Source organism: Corynebacterium sp. HMSC058E07 (genome assembly GCF_001809885.1).
Classification (GTDB): domain Bacteria; phylum Actinomycetota; class Actinomycetes; order Mycobacteriales; family Mycobacteriaceae; genus Corynebacterium; species Corynebacterium macclintockiae.
On sequence record NZ_KV799239.1, the window covers coordinates 1 to 14855 of the forward strand.

Consider the following 14855-nt stretch of genomic DNA (forward strand, 5'->3'; position numbering starts at 1 on the left):
AACACCGAGTGCGGATGTTCAGAATTGTACCGGCGGGATAAATGCCATGATCGGCAACATCAACCATCCAGGTGCGGATGGAACCGCGATCGAGTGGCGCTACAGGGTTTGAATAAAGAAGAAGCGTTAGCGCGCAGTTTTCTTAGCAGTTTTACTAGCGCGTAAAGTCGCCGAAATCCGCCGCGCGCTCATGCAGCGAGCGTCGGTACTTCTCCAGCGCAATCACATCCGCAAACAGCGCGTTGTACTCCTCTTTCTGCAGGTCGGGGCGCATACGCTGCATTCTGGACTTCATATCCGCAATCTCGCTGCCCACCCAGCGTTCCTGCATCCGCGCCATGATCGCATCGGCGTAATAGGGCAGCCGCTCCGGTGGGCAATGCAGATCCTCCACCGCCAGCTCCGAAACCACAGCCGCCCCCATCGGGTCCTGCATCTGGGTTGCGACCTTTTCGATCCAGCTCGGCCCACCGTCGTTGTTCGCCGCCCCTCCGAGCGACGCCACCGCCTCCGCCATCGCCACGTATGTCGGATGCACGAAGCTCTCCGGGGGCATGAGGTCGAAAATGGTGGAAGCCAGCTGCGGTTCCTGCAAAGCTAGCTTCATCACCTCGCGCGGACCTTCCAAAAAGTCATCGTTCGGATTGGGGCGTTCCATGCCCTTGACCACGTGCAAGTTGGGGCCGGTTGCATTTCCTGCACCGCCAGCGCCAGCATCACTCTGGGCTGCCACGCCATTAGCCTGGCCGGCGCCCTTCTTCAGCTTAAGGTTTGGCCGCTGTCCGCCGGACTTTCGCGCCTCCTTGCGCACCTCGTCCAGAACATCATTGGGGTTATCCCAGCCCACCCAGCCCGCGGCCTGGCGCGCGTATTCATCGCGCAGCGCCTCATCCTTAATTCCCGCGAGCACCGGCACCATGCGCCGCAGGGCGTGCACGCGCCCGTCAATGCTGGCCGTATCGTAGTCGGCAATCAGGGTGCGGATCACAAACTCGAACATCGGAATGCGGGAGGCCACTAGCTCGCGTACCGCCGCGTCGCCGCGCTTTATGCGCACGTCACACGGATCCTGCCCGCCCGGCGCGACCGTCACATAGCTCCGCCCGGCGAACTGCTGATCGCCCTCAAAGGCACGCATGGCTGCCTTCTGCCCCGCCTCGTCGCCGTCGAAGGTGTAGATGATCTCGCCTCGGAAGAACTGGTCGTCCAGCATGAAGCGCCGCAGCGCCGCCAGGTGCTCCCCGCCGAAGGCCGTGCCACAGGCAGCCACCGCCGTATCCACCCCGGCGGCGTGCATGGCCATCACGTCGGTGTACCCCTCCACCACAACGGCCTGGTGCTTGGAGACAATGTTCCGCTTCGCCTGATCAATGCCGAACAGCACCTTCGACTTCTTGTACAGCATCGTCTCCGGCGTATTCAGGTATTTGCCCAGCTTGTCATCGTCAAAGAGCTTTCGGGCACCAAAGCCAATCACATCACCGCTGACCGAACGGATCGGCCACAAAAGGCGCCGGTGGAACCTATCGATCGGGCCGCGCTTACCCATGCGGCCCAGGCCCGCTGCCTCGATCTCCTTGAACGTAAAGCCCTTCTGCTGCAAGTGCTTCGTCAGCCGATCCCATCCTGCCGGTGCATACCCGCAGCCGAACTGCTCGGCGTGTTCCATGGTGAAGCCGCGTTCGATCAGGAAGTTGCGGGCAACGTCCGCGCCTTCGGCGTCACCAAGAAATTCCTTGCGGTAGAACTCAAAGGCCGCCTTGTTTGCGGCGACCAACCTGCGCCGCGTGCCGGGCTCCTCCCGGTTGCCGGGCCGACCGCCCTCGTAGTTGATGCGGTAGCCGATGCGCTCGGCGCAGGCCTCCACGGCCTCGGGGAAGGACATGTGTTCCATCAGCATGAGGAACTTGAAAACGTCGCCGCCCTGGTCCGTGGAGAAGCAGTGGAAGTAGCCATGGTTCGGTCGCACGTGGAACGAGGGGGTCTTTTCGTCCTTGAACGGGCTAAGTCCCTTCATGGAATCGACGCCACCCGGTTTGAGCTGCACATACTCCCCCACTACTTCTTCGATTGGGGTCTGCTCTCGAATTGCTTCGATGTCCCGCTCCGGAATCCTGCCCTTAGCCATAGCCACATGCTAGTACAACCCCCGGACAGCCTGGATCGGGCAGCATTCCGGCGCCGGAAAGCTATTTTTCTTAAACAACACATCACGGCTATTCGTGGCGCTAACGTGTTCAAAATAGGATCTACGTCACACCAATGGAAGAGGGATGGTTGACTACCATGTCTAGCTCGCAGACTGACTCACAGAACGCCTCACAGACCAACAACCACTATGACGTGCTGATTATCGGCTCTGGTTTCGGCGGCTCCACCACCGCCCTGCGCCTGGTGGAGAAGGGCTACAACGTCGGCATCCTCGAAGCCGGCCGCCGCTTCAAGGACGAAGAATTCGCCAAGAACTCCTGGCACCTGAAGGACTTCCTGTGGATGCCGCACCTGGGCCTGTACGGAATCCAGCGCATCCACCTGCTCAAAGACGTGATGATCCTCGCCGGCGCGGGCGTGGGCGGCGGCTCGCTGAACTACGCGAACACGCTCTACCAGCCGGGCGAGGCCTACTTCAACGACAAGCAGTGGAACACGATCACCGACTGGGAAGACGAGCTCACCCCCTACTACAAACAGGCGCAGAAGATGCTCGGCGTGGTGGAGAACCCCACCATGACCCCCGCCGACGTCTACTCCAAGAAGGTTGCCGAGGAAATGGGCGTGGGCGACACATTCCGCATGGCACCCGTCGGTGTTTTCTTTGGAGAAAAGGTCGGGCTCGAAGGTAAGCCGTGTGAGACTGTTCCGGATCCATACTTCGGTGGCGTCGGTCCCGACCGAACCGCCTGCCACGAGTGCGGCGAATGCATGACCGGCTGCCGCCACGGTGCGAAGAACACCCTGCTGAAGAACTACCTGTACCTGGCCGAGAAGGGCGGGGCGAAGGTCCACGACCGCACCACCGTCACCGACATCACCTTCGATGGCACCACCTGGACGGTGCAGGCGAAGCAGACCGGGCCGATCACCAAGCGCAACCCCAAGACCAGCACCTTCACCGCCGATAACCTGGTCGTCGCCGCAGGCACCTGGGGCACCCAGAATCTGCTGCACCGACAGAAGGCCAACGGCAACCTGCCGAAGCTCTCGGACAAGCTGGGGCACCTGACGCGAACGAACTCCGAAGCCCTGCTGGGAGCCAACCTCTCCAAGTACTCCCCCGACATGGATTTCTCCGAGGGCGTGGCCATCACCTCCTCCTACTTCCCAGCCCCGGATACGCACATCGAGCCGGTGCGCTACGGCAAGGGCTCCAACGCGATGGGCCTGCTGCAGACCCTGATGACCGACGGCGATAAGCTGCAGCCCCGCTTCCTGGAATTCCTCAAGCAGGTGGTTTTGCAGTACAAGGCCATCCCCCGCCTGCTCAACCTGAGCAAGTGGTCGCAGCGCACCGTCATCAACCTGGTGATGCAGACCAGGGACAACTCGCTGCGCACCTTCCTGCGCAAGGTCGGCCCGTTCAACATGCTGAGCTCCGAGCAGGGCACCGGCGAGCCGAACCCCACCTGGATCCCCGAGGGCAACGCCGCCACCCGCATCCTGGCGAAGATGCTGCCGAAGGGTATCGCCGGCGGCGTGTGGTCGGAGGTCTTCAACATCCCGCTGACCGCGCACTTCCTGGGCGGCTGCGTGATTGGCTCCTCCCCCGAGCACGGCGTGGTGGATCCCTACCACCGCGCGTGGGGCTACCCCAGCCTGTTCATCACCGACGGTTCCGCCATCACCGCGAACCCGGGAGTGAACCCGTCGCTGTCCATCACCGCCAATGCCGAGCGCGCCGCCGCCATGTGGCCGAACAAGGGCGAGGCCGACCCGCGCCCGCCGCAGTCCGAAGGCTACCGTCGCATCGACCCTGTACAGCCGAACAACCCGATGGTTCCGGACGACGCACCGGCCGCCCTCCGCCTGCCACTGCGCGTGCTCTAAACTCTTCCCTATGTCTCAGGGAAGTTCGCAGGGCCTTTCGAATAGTCTCGTGCCCAAAAAGTGGGCCAAATATGCCACGCCGGTCATCGGCGCGGCGGTTGTCGCGGCCGGTTGGTTCGGCCTGCATGACGACGGAAACGAGGGTGGTGCTTCCGGTGTTTCTAGTAATGACGCCGACACCTGCGCCGTTGACACCCTCCCGCCGGAAGCCAAGAAGCAGATCGACGACATTTTGCAGGACGCTCCGCCGGACGACGGGGAAGCCGACGGCAAGCACTTCGGCAACTACGAGGGCCTGCTGCCGAAGGAAAAGGGCAGCTACTACCGCGAATACACCGTGAAGACCCCGGGGGTTAACCACCGGGGTGCGCGCCGCATCGTCGTCGGCGGTGGGACCAAGACGGATCCGGAGGTGTGGTACTACACCTCCGACCACTTCGAGAGCTTCTGCTCCATCCCGGACGCGGAAGACTAGCGGGTTTGCGCTGACTCGCACCGCATTGTGTGCAACGTTGATGGCAGCGTGAGCGGCAGCGCGCAGCGTGAGCAGCAGCGTGCAGCTAGGCCCAGGCGGCGCTGATCCCGCTGGCGCGTTTGTCCAGCCGCTCCAACCTGGATTCTGTCAGCGAGGCCACCTGGTCGATAACTACCCGGCGTGCTTCGCGGTCGGAGGCTGCGGCGTCAAACCACGAAGAAAACATGGGGTCCAGCGCGCCCGAGCCGCCGCGCCACAGGTAGTCCGTGACGCGAAAGATGCGCTCGCGCTGGCGCTGCTGATTGGCCAGGTGGCGGGACTCGTCCATCACGTAGAGGACGGCGACGGACTTCAACAGCGTGACCTCCGCCTGGACGGGTTCGGGGATAACCAGGTCGGCGGCGTAGCGGCCTAGTGCCTCCTCGCCGAACTGCTGGCGGGTGCCGGTGACAGCGGCGGTGACGAAGCGGGAAACCAACTCGGACGTCATGGCCTTCAGCGCCGCGAGGTCCTGCATGGAACCTCCGAAATCCGCCGCGCGGGAAACCAGCGCCATGCCTCGCAGGCGGTCGGCTGCCTCCAAGAGTTCCTCCGGGGTGCCGCCGAACACGCGGGCGCCCTTCTCGGCCAACGCGGCCAGCTCCACCAGGTCCCACAGCACGCCGAAGTCGATGCGGCCGGAAAGGATGCCGTCCTCCACGTCGTGCACCGAGTACGCGACGTCGTCGGACCAGTCCATGATCTGCGCCTCCAGGCACTTCCGCCCCTCCGGTGCGCCTTCGCGGATCCACTCGAGGGTCTCCACGTCCTCGGCATAAGCGGAGTACTTGGCGCGCTTGTTGCCCTGTTCGTCGACGGGCCCCCACGGGTACTTGCAGGCCGCGTCCAGGCTGGCGCGCGTGAGATTCAGGCCGTAGGAGACCGGCGCTGTGCCGGCTGTGCCGGCAGCGCCGGAAGTGCCATCGGTGCCGTCAGCGTCCGCCAGCACCTTCGGCTCCAAACGCGCAAGAATGCGCAGCGTCTGCGCGTTGCCCTCGAAGCCCCCACAGTCGGCGGCAGCCTCGTCCAGGGCGCGCTCGCCATTGTGACCATACGGTGGGTGGCCAATGTCGTGGCTCAGCCCCGCCAGCTCCGTCAGGTCCGGGTCCGCACCCAACGTCTTGCCGATCCCGCGGGCAATTTGCGCGACCTCCAGCGAGTGCGTCAGCCGAGTGCGCGGCGTATCCCCCGACCCCGGCCCCACGACCTGCGTCTTATCCGCCAGCCGCCGCAGCGCCGCGGAGTGCAGCACGCGCGCCCGGTCGCGGTCGAAACTATCCCGGCCGTCAACTACCGCCCCAGGCAGACCCAGGGTTTTCGGCCGGTCCGGCAACCTCCGCTGCTGGTCGTGTTCGCTATACGGGTAACGCATGTCTTCTTTCTTACTTCTCTACTGCCTGGTAGTACAGCATGCCCAACGTCTCGTGCAGGATCGAGTTGGCCTGCGACTTTCGGGTAAACACCGACGGCCCCTGGCGCGTGGGGCTCGCCCACGCCTGCATCCCCTGGTCGCGCACCATCCGCGTGGCCCGCAGCGAATGCGCCGGATCCGTCACCACCACGGAGGTCTGCCAGCCATGGTCCTGCGCCACCTGGGCAAAAGCTTTCGCGGAATCCAGCGTATCCGTTCCTTCCTCCACTGAGACGACCGCGGAATCCGGGATGTCGAAGTTCTCCACCAGGTAGTTCTTCCCCGACGCAGCCTCGGTGTATTCGTCGCCCGCAGCCTTCCCGCCGACAGTGACGATCGTCGGCGCCACCCCCTGTTTGTACAGCTCCGCCGCGTGGTTCAGCCTTGAGGCGAACCAATTCGACGGGTTGCCTGCATACTGCGCCGCGCCGAGTACAAAGATCGTATCCGCCGCGCGCCTATCGTCCGCCCGAGCGAAATGCCAGATCTGGAACGCGGTCACACCGAACACACCCACCGCCACCAAGACGAGGGTTAACAGCGCAACGAAGACATACTTCACCGCGCGCTTCACCGGATGCCGTGCAACTGCCATGCGCAAAACCATACGCGGTCTCCCCCACTTTTTTCGTTAAGGTGGGCTGTATGAAACCGACTTTTTCCCCTACCCGCTTCCTGGCGATCCTGGCTGCCGGCGCCGTTCTCGGATTCGGCTCTTTTCTTATTGACGCCCCCTCGGCCTCAGCAGCCACCGCCACCAGCGAGGTGAAACTTACATCCCAGCTGGTTGACGAGTCCGGGGTGTTGTCTGAGCAGGAAAAAGCGGACATTACGGCGTCATTAAAAGAAGCAACGAAGGAATCCGGTAAGAAGCTCTACATCGTCTTCGTCCCGACCGCACCAGGCGACATTAAAGCGCTGGCCGAGCAGCTGCGCGAACAAGACGGCACCGAGAACGTGATCGTGCTGGCCGTGGCAACTGAAACGCGGCAGATCGGATATGCCGCGGGGGCGAAGGTGGAAACCAGCGAGGCGGAGAAGCTGCAGAACGCGGCGCGGGAGCACTTCGCCGACGACGACTGGGCCGGAGGCGCGCGGGCCGCAGCGGACAAGCTGGCTGGCAAGACCTCCACGGCAACAAAGGTGTGGATCGGCGCGGGAGCTGCCGGAGTGATCGGCGCCGGGGCGGGCGCGGCAGTGTGGACTCGCCGGAACCGGAGAAAGACACACGCACAGCAGCTGGAAACCGCGCGCTCGATTGAGCCGGGGAACGTCGGCGACCTGTACCAGCAGCCCACCGACGTGCTGCGCGAGCTAGCGGCCGAGGAGCTGACCAGTACCGACGAATCGATCCGCAAGGGCGACGAAGAGCTTTCCGTTGCGCGCGGAGAGTTCGGCGAAGAACGCACCCGCGACCTGGCCAAAGCACTGCAGCACAGCCGCAGCACGCTGAACAAGGCGTACAGCATGCACGAGCGGCTGAGCTCTGGACTAGTCACAGCAGAACCGGAGCAGCGCGACCTGCTGATCGAGATCGTTTCTACCTGCGGACAAGCCGATGACAACCTGGACGGGCAGGCCGCCAAGTTTGCCGAGCTGCGCCAGAAACTGATGAACGCGCCCGAGCTGGTGGAAAAGCTACGGCAGACCAGCATCAGCCTGCACAACCGAATTCCGAACGCGCGGGAAATTCTGAGCGATGCGGAGACCCGCGTTGATCCTGCGCTGCTGGATTCCGTGCGCGACAATCCGGACGTGGCCGAGGATGCCCTGACGGAGGCCGAGAAGGCACTGGATACCGCGCGTGGTCTGCTGGACAAGCCGGCCGGGCAGCAGGGCGGACTTATCGATTCCCTGGGCGCCGCGAAGCTGGCTCTACAGCAGGCAGATTCCCAGCTGTTGGCCGTGGAGCGTGCGGAAGAACACCTGCGTGCAGCGCAGAACAACCTGCCGGCGCTAATTGCTGAGGTTGAAGGCGAGATCTCCGAGGCTGCGGAACTGTCAAAGACCGGCGCGGACCTGGACCGAGACGACTTGCAGGAAGCTGTGGACCAGGCGCACAAGGCACTGGACAGGGCGCGGACTGAGGGGTCAACGGATCCGCTGGGCTGCTACTCCGAGCTGCTGGAGGCCGATGGCGCGCTGGATGTGGAGCTGGACGAGGCGCGTGGCATCGCCAACGATTACGCCCGGACGGTGAACATGGTGGACCGCATCATGGAGGATGCGACCCAGCGGTTGGAGGCCGTGGAGGGGCTGATCCGGAACCGCCGGAAGATCATCGGTGTGGATGCGCGTACTTCTGCGCAGGCGGCGCGTTCTGCACTGGACGAGGCGGAACAGCTGCGCGCGGAGGATCCGAAGCAGGCGCTGCGGTCGGCACAGCGCGCTAACCAGTTGGCGAAGCAAGCCACGGCGGAGGCTCGCAAGGACATTAACGACTTCAACAACCGTGGTGGTGGCTTCACCGGCAGCAACTTCGGAGGTTACCGCGGTGGCGGCAGTGGCAGCTTTGTCTCTGGCGTGGTGCTGGGCTCGCTGCTGAGCGGCAACGGCGGCTTCGGCGGCTTCGGTGGCGGTTTTGGTGGCGGTTTTGGTGGCGGCTTCGGTGGCGGCGGCTTTGGTGGCGGCGACTTCGGTGGTAGCGGCTCTTCCAGCTTCTAGCTGGCTGCACCCCCCGCTTCCGACTGCCTGCCCCAGTTTCCAGCTTCCCCATAAGACTATTTGCACCCCACCAACCCCCTCAGCGACATTCCATCATGCACGCCGCCAAGCCGCGGCAGCTAAATGTCGCTAGAACGGGAATATGTTATTGCAAACATTTTTCAGCTACACATAACCGCAGGTCAGCGGTCTGCGAATTTTCCCGAGCCAAGTTCCGCTCCTACAGATTCCCGTTCTAGCGACATTCGACCACTTTCCGTCCCCTCCATGCCCCCTCCACGCCCCCAACTGCGCCCCCCTCCACGCCCCCGCTGAAGGCTCCAAAATGATCGGAACTAAACCCAGGACACTTCAAGGTGCCCACCAAACCCGCAAATGTCGGAAAAGTTGCAAAACCTTAGTGACGATACTTTCCAACTACATAAACGCGCAGGTCAAAGCGTTATCTAATATGAAGCCTTGTGCAAAATTTACGACAACTACAACTTTTCCGACATTTAGTGCCCCACAATCACGGAAATCACGCAGCCCCAACAGCAAAAAGCGCCCGCCCCGAAGGGCGAGCGCTTCAGCAGTAGCCAGCCAACCAGCTTTGACCGACCTAAACCATGCGTAAGCCTGACTTAGAAAACTACGCGCAGCACAGAGACCGTACCGCCGGCGATAATTGCAGCAGCCGGCAGGGTGATAACCCAAGCCAGGGCGATGGGCTTCATCAGGCCCCAGTTGGCGTCCTTGTTAATAAGGCCAACTCCCAGCACAGCACCAATCAGAATGTGAGTAGAAGAAACCGGCAGACCCAGCACGGATGCGCCCATAACCACAGCCGCTGCGGACAGCTCGGCAGCAAAGCCAGAGGCCGGGTGCATCTTCGTCAGGCCGGAGCCCACGGTGCGGATCACGAAGCGACCAATGAACCACAGGCCGGATATCAGGGCAACACCCATAGCGACCATGACGGGAAGCGCCACGCTGGATTCCTCAGAAATGCTGTTAGTCTTCAGCACGTCCAGCACTGCCACGAACGGTCCAAGCGCGTTAGCGATGTCGTTGGATCCATGACTGAATGCGAAGGCAGATGCAGTGAACACCTGCATCCAGCTGAACAGCAGGAAGGTGGAGCGACTCAGAGCATGCTTCTTCAGGGTGCGGGAGAAGATGTAGACAGCCATCCAGACAACAGCTGCAACCATGCCCATGATCAGGAAGTTGCCCAGGCTGGACAGCTCCAGGTTCATGTTCTTCAGACCCTTGAACAGCAGCATCGCGGAGATAATGATGGAACCACCAGCAGCCAGCAGTGGCACCCAGGTATCCAGAGCGTGGTGAGCCTCAACATCCTCAACGGACTTGTTAATGCGGTGCAGCTTCTTGTAGTAGTCGGACTCCAGATCGTCCTCAGAGAAGTTGTCCTCGCGCATCGTGGTCGAGTCGCGGATCATCGAGTCGGTCATGGCCAGCTGCTCTTCCTCGCTGAGCTGTCCGAAGGCGATCTTGTGCTGAATATTCAGCTCCTTCTTTTCCTTCTTGATCGCCTCAAGGCGCTCTTCAGCCAGCTCGTTATAGACCAGAATTCCGCGCTTAATTGCGCCGTATAGCAAGTATGCAACCACACCACCCAGCGCCGGGGACAGAACCCAGGAGATCGCGATCTTGCCAACCGCGCCCCACTGAACCATGGACCAGCCGCCGGTACCGGTAACGAAACCAACGGTCAGCGCCGCACCGACGATACCGCCGACGATGGAGTGCGTGGTGGACACCGGCCAACCCATGCGGGTGGCGACAAGCAGCCAGACGGCTGCACCCAGCAGGGAAGCCATCATAATGTATGCAAAGTTCATCGGCTCCAGGCCATCGATGGCGTCCAGGTCGACGATGCCGGAGCGGACCGTGTCCGTAACCTCGCCACCAGCCAGGACAGCACCGGAGACTTCGAAGATCGCGGCGACCACCAGGGCCTGCTTCATGCTCAGCGTGCCGGCACCAACGGAGGTACCGAAGGAGTTCGCAACGTCGTTACCACCGATATTGAATGCCATAAACACAGCGAAAATGATGGTAGTCAACAGCACGACTACGCTGGCGTTTTCGCCAACGTAGTCGTGCGCCCAGAGACTGAAAGTCACCAGGGTCACAGCCAGAAGGCCGCCGAAGAACAGGTGCCACCAAGTATTGTTTCCGTCCTCAGGGGCGGGGGTTATGCCCTGGGCCGACGCAGGCGCGGCCGTATCGGTTGTCGCCGACAAGATTCCTCCAAAAGTCAAGATCTCAGACGAGGAATACCTTGACCCATGCAGGTAAAAGAAATGAGTGCAAAAGGTTAACTACAGGTTAACAGGCGCGAAAATCTCGCATTATTTCTAGTGAAATCTCAGCACCTTCCTGATCAGCGCTTACCTCACTCCGGCACCTAAGCAAAGCACCCCGGCGCCGTCATGAACCCTCCCTCAGGCGCCCCACCCCGGCGCCATCACAGAGGTTTAAACAAACCCAATCCAGTAGAGAACCACAATCGGGATGCACAGCAGCAGCGCAATGGTGATCGCCCACGACGAGCTGATCATCCGCGTCTCCATGCACAGCCGCGCCGCCCACGAAATGAACACACGTACATCGATGGGCAGCTTCTCCCCCGGCCCTTCGAACTCCACGTGGAGATTCCGCAGACCGCGGTTCTCGCTGGTGAACTGCCCGGCCTTCTCGCCGTCAATGTCCAGCACGAAGTTCTTCTTCGTCTCCGCGATGATGGTCACGCGGTGCCGGTCGGCCTGAACCTCGTAGCGCCCGGATTTGCCGAAGCTCTTGCCATCGCCGGTCACCGTCCAGGTGCCCGTCTGGGTCGTCGCCGAGGCAGTGCAGCCATTCTTTGTGACGCCACCGCCGCGCGACTCACCGTCTGCAGCACTGTCGGCAGCCGCAGCGCTGTCGCTGACGTTACTGTCGTCGGGGCCGTGCAGCTGCCACGTGTCGCCGCCGAAGCGGATGTTCGTGACGCCGCGCTCGTCGGCGAACTCCGCCACCTTCACCAGATCGTTGCTGGGACCTTCATAGATGGGGAACGTGTGCCCATCACTGGGCAGCCCCCAGCGAATATCGCTGGACATTCCTAGCAACCCGCCAGTCGCTCGGCGAAGTAGCTGTGCAGATCCTCGATCTTGATGCGTTCCTGCTCCATCGTGTCGCGCTCGCGCACCGTCACAGCGTTGTCTTCCAGCGTGTCGAAGTCGACCGTGACACAGAACGGAGTACCGATCTCATCCTGTCGGCGGTAGCGGCGACCAATCGCGCCAGAGGTGTCGTAGTCCACATTCCAGAAGCCACGCAGCTGGTCGGCGATTTTCTCCGCCGTCGGCGTCAGCGTCTCCTTCTTAGACAAAGGCAGAACGGCGACCTTAACGGGAGCCAGTCGACGGTCCAGTTTCAGCACCGTGCGGGTGTCGGTTCCGCCCTTCGCATTCGGTACTTCTTCTTCCGTGTAGGCGTCAACAAGGAAGGCCATCATCGCACGGCCAAGGCCGGCGGCGGGCTCGATGGTGTACGGAATCCAACGCTCCTCCGTGGTCTGGTCGTAGAAGCTCAGGTCCTCGCCGGAACCTTCGGAGTGGACGCGCAGGTCGTAATCAGTGCGGTTAGCCACACCCTCGAGCTCGCCCCACTTGGAGCCGTTGAAGTGGAAGGCGTACTCCACGTCGACGGTGCGCTTGGAGTAGTGGGACAGCTTCTCCTGCGGGTGCTCGTAGAGGCGCAGGTTCTCGGGCTTAATGCCCAGGTCGATGTACCACTGGTGGCGGTCATCGATCCAGTACTGGTGCCACTCTTCGTCCTCGCCCGGCTTGACGAAGAATTCCATCTCCATCTGCTCGAACTCGCGAGTGCGGAAGATGAAGTTGCCCGGGGTGATCTCGTTACGGAAGGACTTACCGACCTGCGCGATGCCGAACGGCGGCTTCTGGCGGGAGGTGGTCATCACGTTCTTGAAGTTCGTGAAGATACCCTGCGCGGTCTCTGGACGCAGGTAGTGCAGGCCTTCCTTGTCGTCGACGGGGCCCAGGAAGGTCTTCAGCAATCCAGAGAAAGCCTTCGGCTCGGTCCAAGCGCCAGGCTGGCCAGTCTCCGGATCGTTGATGTCGGCCAGGCCGTTTGCCGGCGGGTGGCCGTGCTTTTCCTCGTAGGCTTCCAGCAAGTGGTCGGCGCGGTAACGCTTGTGGGTGTGCAGAGACTCGACCAGCGGGTCAGTGAAGACCTCTACGTGGCCGGACACTTCCCACACGCGCTTCGGCAGGATCACGGAAGAATCCAGGCCGACAACGTCGCGGCGGGAGGTTACCATGTGGCGCCACCACTGGCGCTTGATGTTCTCCTTCAGTTCCACACCCAGTGGGCCGTAGTCCCAGGCGGAGCGGGTTCCGCCGTAAATCTCACCGCAGGGATACACCAGACCCCTACGCTTGGCTAGATTAACGACGGAATCAATGGTGCTTGCCATGGTGGGCGTATCTCCTTGGTCGGAATTTTGCTTCGGTGCAGGCTCAGCTTTCCGGCTCAGAACTTCAGCTCAGCCGTTTTAAGCTGTCGTGCCCCACATCTTAGCCTGTTCCAGGCAATAGCCGACGGTCGGGGTGGGTTCCCCACAGCGTTTACGCGGTGTGGGAAGCACGCTCTGCGCAGTGCCTATAAAACGCTCCGCGCAGGACGCAGAAAACGCTTTGCTCAAGGCAAGGAGTACGGGTTAAGTAGCAAAAGGGGATGCGGACGGAATCTTGGAGGATTCCATCATGAACCGCTCATACACCAAGGAGCAGCGACGCATAGCTCTGCAGGTTTACAAGCGCACTCAATCGGTGACCAAGACCGTCCGTGAACTTGGCTATCCAGGGCGATGGACGCTGTACAAATGGTTGCGTGAACCCGCCAAACCTGGTCGACCCCGCAAACAGTCAAAAACACTGACTCGCTACCCGTTTGAGGTCAAGCTTCGCGCTGTTGAGCTCTTCCACGCTGGCTGGAGGCCAGCTGACATCGCTGTGGAATGCGAGCTGCGCTCAAAGATGAGTGTCTATTCCTGGGCACAACGCCACCGTGACGAGGGAGAATGGGGTTTGATGTCGAAAAGAGAACGCAAAGAGCACACTTGCATGCCCACCCGAGCAGCACTCGAGAAATCATTAGCCGATGATCCTGCAGAACTGAAAAAGCAAATGGCTCAACTGCTCGTTGACAAGGCTGTTTTGGAAAAGGAGCTGGAACTTGTAAAAAAAGACGTCAGCGTCATCCCGGGTCAGCTCAGCAATAAGCACAAGGCTGAAGTGGTTGACGCGTTACGCGGCGAGTTTCCGTTATCTATGCTGCTTGCTGCTATTGATCTTGCGGCATCAAGCTTCTACTACCAACTCCAACAGCGATTTGCTCCGGATAAGCACGCGCATATCCGCGAAATGCTTCATGAGATCAGTTCTGAGTCGAATAACACCTACGGCTATCGCCGACTTTGGTGGGAACTGCGCCATCGAGGGATCGTTATCAGTGAGAAGGTCGTCCGCCGTCTCATGCACGAAGAGGGAATTCACCCCTGGTTCCCGAAACGAAAGTGGCGTTACTCCAGCTATCAAGGGGAAATTTCTCCCGCACCACCTAACCTGGTGAACCGCAATTTTCATGCTGAGCATCCAAACCGGTTGTGGCTGACTGACATCAGTGTTTTCGCTACTAACCAAGGACGCGTGTACCTGTCTGCCATCATCGACTGTTTTGACGGCAAGGTCGTGGCAGCAAAAACAAGTGTTCATCCCACCATGGAGTTAGCAGAAGAAACTTTGTACGCAGCAATCGCAACCGAAAAGCCGGCAATGGATGGATCCTTGGTGATTCACTCAGACCGCGGAGCACATTATCGAGGCAGCAGCTGGCGAAGCATGACCGAGAAGTTCGGAATACTTCGCTCTATGTCGAAGAAAGGCTGTAGCCCCGACAATGCAGCATGTGAGGGGTTCTTCGGCCGAATGAAAAACGAAATGTACTACGGCAGAACCTGGCAGAACCCCCAAGAGCTCACAGAAGCAATCGCGACATACATCGAGTTCTACAACAATCACCGAATCAAGATCAGCCTTGATGGTTTGAGCATTGCCGAATACCGAAAAGTCAATGTAGCGTGAAATCGAAACTGTCTAAAAAAACGTCCGCATCCCCAAAAGTGTGTCTGACTTTCAGCATTATTAC

General features: G+C 61.0%; 10 protein-coding genes. 4 read left to right on the top strand and 6 right to left on the bottom strand.

From position 1 onward, the window contains the following. Positions 1–154: 154 nt before the first annotated feature. Positions 155–2128 carry a DNA primase gene (gene dnaG / locus HMPREF2678_RS00910; RefSeq protein WP_070550535.1) on the bottom strand — a complete coding sequence of 658 codons (1974 nt, stop codon included), beginning with the start codon at positions 2126–2128 and terminating at the stop codon, positions 155–157. A gap of 158 nt (positions 2129–2286) precedes the next feature. On the opposite strand from dnaG, the gene HMPREF2678_RS00915 reads away from it, so the two are divergent. Beyond that, a complete protein-coding gene (locus HMPREF2678_RS00915) occupies positions 2287–4044 on the top strand; it encodes a GMC oxidoreductase (RefSeq protein WP_051879550.1) in 1758 nt (585 codons plus the stop codon). Between the two features lie 10 nt (positions 4045–4054). Then, complete coding sequence (locus HMPREF2678_RS00920) at positions 4055–4519, top strand: guanyl-specific ribonuclease (RefSeq protein ID WP_043014901.1); 465 nt, start codon at positions 4055–4057, stop codon at positions 4517–4519. Positions 4520–4604: 85 nt separating this feature from the next. Here the strand turns inward: HMPREF2678_RS00920 and HMPREF2678_RS00925 are convergent, their stop codons facing one another. Together HMPREF2678_RS00925 and HMPREF2678_RS00930 are read right to left on the bottom strand one after the other, a co-directional pair. Next, positions 4605–5930, bottom strand: coding sequence for a deoxyguanosinetriphosphate triphosphohydrolase (locus tag HMPREF2678_RS00925; protein WP_035008642.1), 1326 nt, complete (start codon positions 5928–5930; stop codon positions 4605–4607). 10 nt (positions 5931–5940) lie between these two features. After that, a complete protein-coding gene (locus tag HMPREF2678_RS00930; protein ID WP_230580371.1) occupies positions 5941–6564 on the bottom strand; it encodes a YdcF family protein in 624 nt (207 codons plus the stop codon). A 50-nt stretch (positions 6565–6614) separates the two neighbouring features. Here HMPREF2678_RS00930 and HMPREF2678_RS00935 point away from each other — a divergent pair, with 50 nt between their 5' ends. Next, positions 6615–8633 carry a TPM domain-containing protein gene (locus HMPREF2678_RS00935; protein ID WP_070550536.1) on the top strand — a complete coding sequence of 673 codons (2019 nt, stop codon included), beginning with the start codon at positions 6615–6617 and terminating at the stop codon, positions 8631–8633. Positions 8634–9256: 623 nt separating this feature from the next. On the opposite strand, the gene HMPREF2678_RS00940 is transcribed toward HMPREF2678_RS00935, so the two are convergent. The 3 genes from HMPREF2678_RS00940 to HMPREF2678_RS00950 all read right to left on the bottom strand — a co-directional run bounded on the left by HMPREF2678_RS00940 (position 9257) and on the right by HMPREF2678_RS00950 (position 13122). Next, on the bottom strand, positions 9257–10882 hold the full coding sequence (locus tag HMPREF2678_RS00940) for an inorganic phosphate transporter (protein WP_070550537.1): 1626 nt from the start codon (positions 10880–10882) through the stop codon (positions 9257–9259). Between the two features lie 234 nt (positions 10883–11116). Next, positions 11117–11740: a hypothetical protein gene (locus HMPREF2678_RS00945; RefSeq protein ID WP_070550538.1), complete on the bottom strand. Its 624-nt coding sequence runs from the start codon at positions 11738–11740 to the stop codon at positions 11117–11119. 2 nt (positions 11741–11742) lie between these two features. Beyond that, positions 11743–13122: a glycine--tRNA ligase gene (locus HMPREF2678_RS00950; protein ID WP_034967110.1), complete on the bottom strand. Its 1380-nt coding sequence runs from the start codon at positions 13120–13122 to the stop codon at positions 11743–11745. A 289-nt stretch (positions 13123–13411) separates the two neighbouring features. On the opposite strand from HMPREF2678_RS00950, the gene HMPREF2678_RS00955 reads away from it, so the two are divergent. Further along, entirely contained in the window at positions 13412–14791 is a 1380-nt protein-coding gene (locus HMPREF2678_RS00955) for an IS3 family transposase (protein WP_083303383.1), read from the top strand. The last annotated feature ends 64 nt before the right edge of the window (positions 14792–14855 follow it).

Excerpts from the sequence above, each read along its gene's own strand:
- dnaG (WP_070550535.1), bottom strand. The coding sequence starts at position 2,128 with ATGGCTAAGGGCAGGATTCCGGAGCGGGACATCGAAGCAATTCGAGAG.
- HMPREF2678_RS00915 (WP_051879550.1), top strand. The coding sequence starts at position 2,287 with ATGTCTAGCTCGCAGACTGACTCACAGAACGCCTCACAGACCAACAAC.
- HMPREF2678_RS00920 (WP_043014901.1), top strand. The coding sequence starts at position 4,055 with ATGTCTCAGGGAAGTTCGCAGGGCCTTTCGAATAGTCTCGTGCCCAAA.
- HMPREF2678_RS00925 (WP_035008642.1), bottom strand. The coding sequence starts at position 5,930 with ATGCGTTACCCGTATAGCGAACACGACCAGCAGCGGAGGTTGCCGGAC.
- HMPREF2678_RS00930 (WP_230580371.1), bottom strand. The coding sequence starts at position 6,564 with ATGGCAGTTGCACGGCATCCGGTGAAGCGCGCGGTGAAGTATGTCTTC.
- HMPREF2678_RS00935 (WP_070550536.1), top strand. The coding sequence starts at position 6,615 with ATGAAACCGACTTTTTCCCCTACCCGCTTCCTGGCGATCCTGGCTGCC.
- HMPREF2678_RS00945 (WP_070550538.1), bottom strand. The coding sequence starts at position 11,740 with ATGTCCAGCGATATTCGCTGGGGGCTGCCCAGTGATGGGCACACGTTC.
- HMPREF2678_RS00950 (WP_034967110.1), bottom strand. The coding sequence starts at position 13,122 with ATGGCAAGCACCATTGATTCCGTCGTTAATCTAGCCAAGCGTAGGGGT.
- HMPREF2678_RS00955 (WP_083303383.1), top strand. The coding sequence starts at position 13,412 with ATGAACCGCTCATACACCAAGGAGCAGCGACGCATAGCTCTGCAGGTT.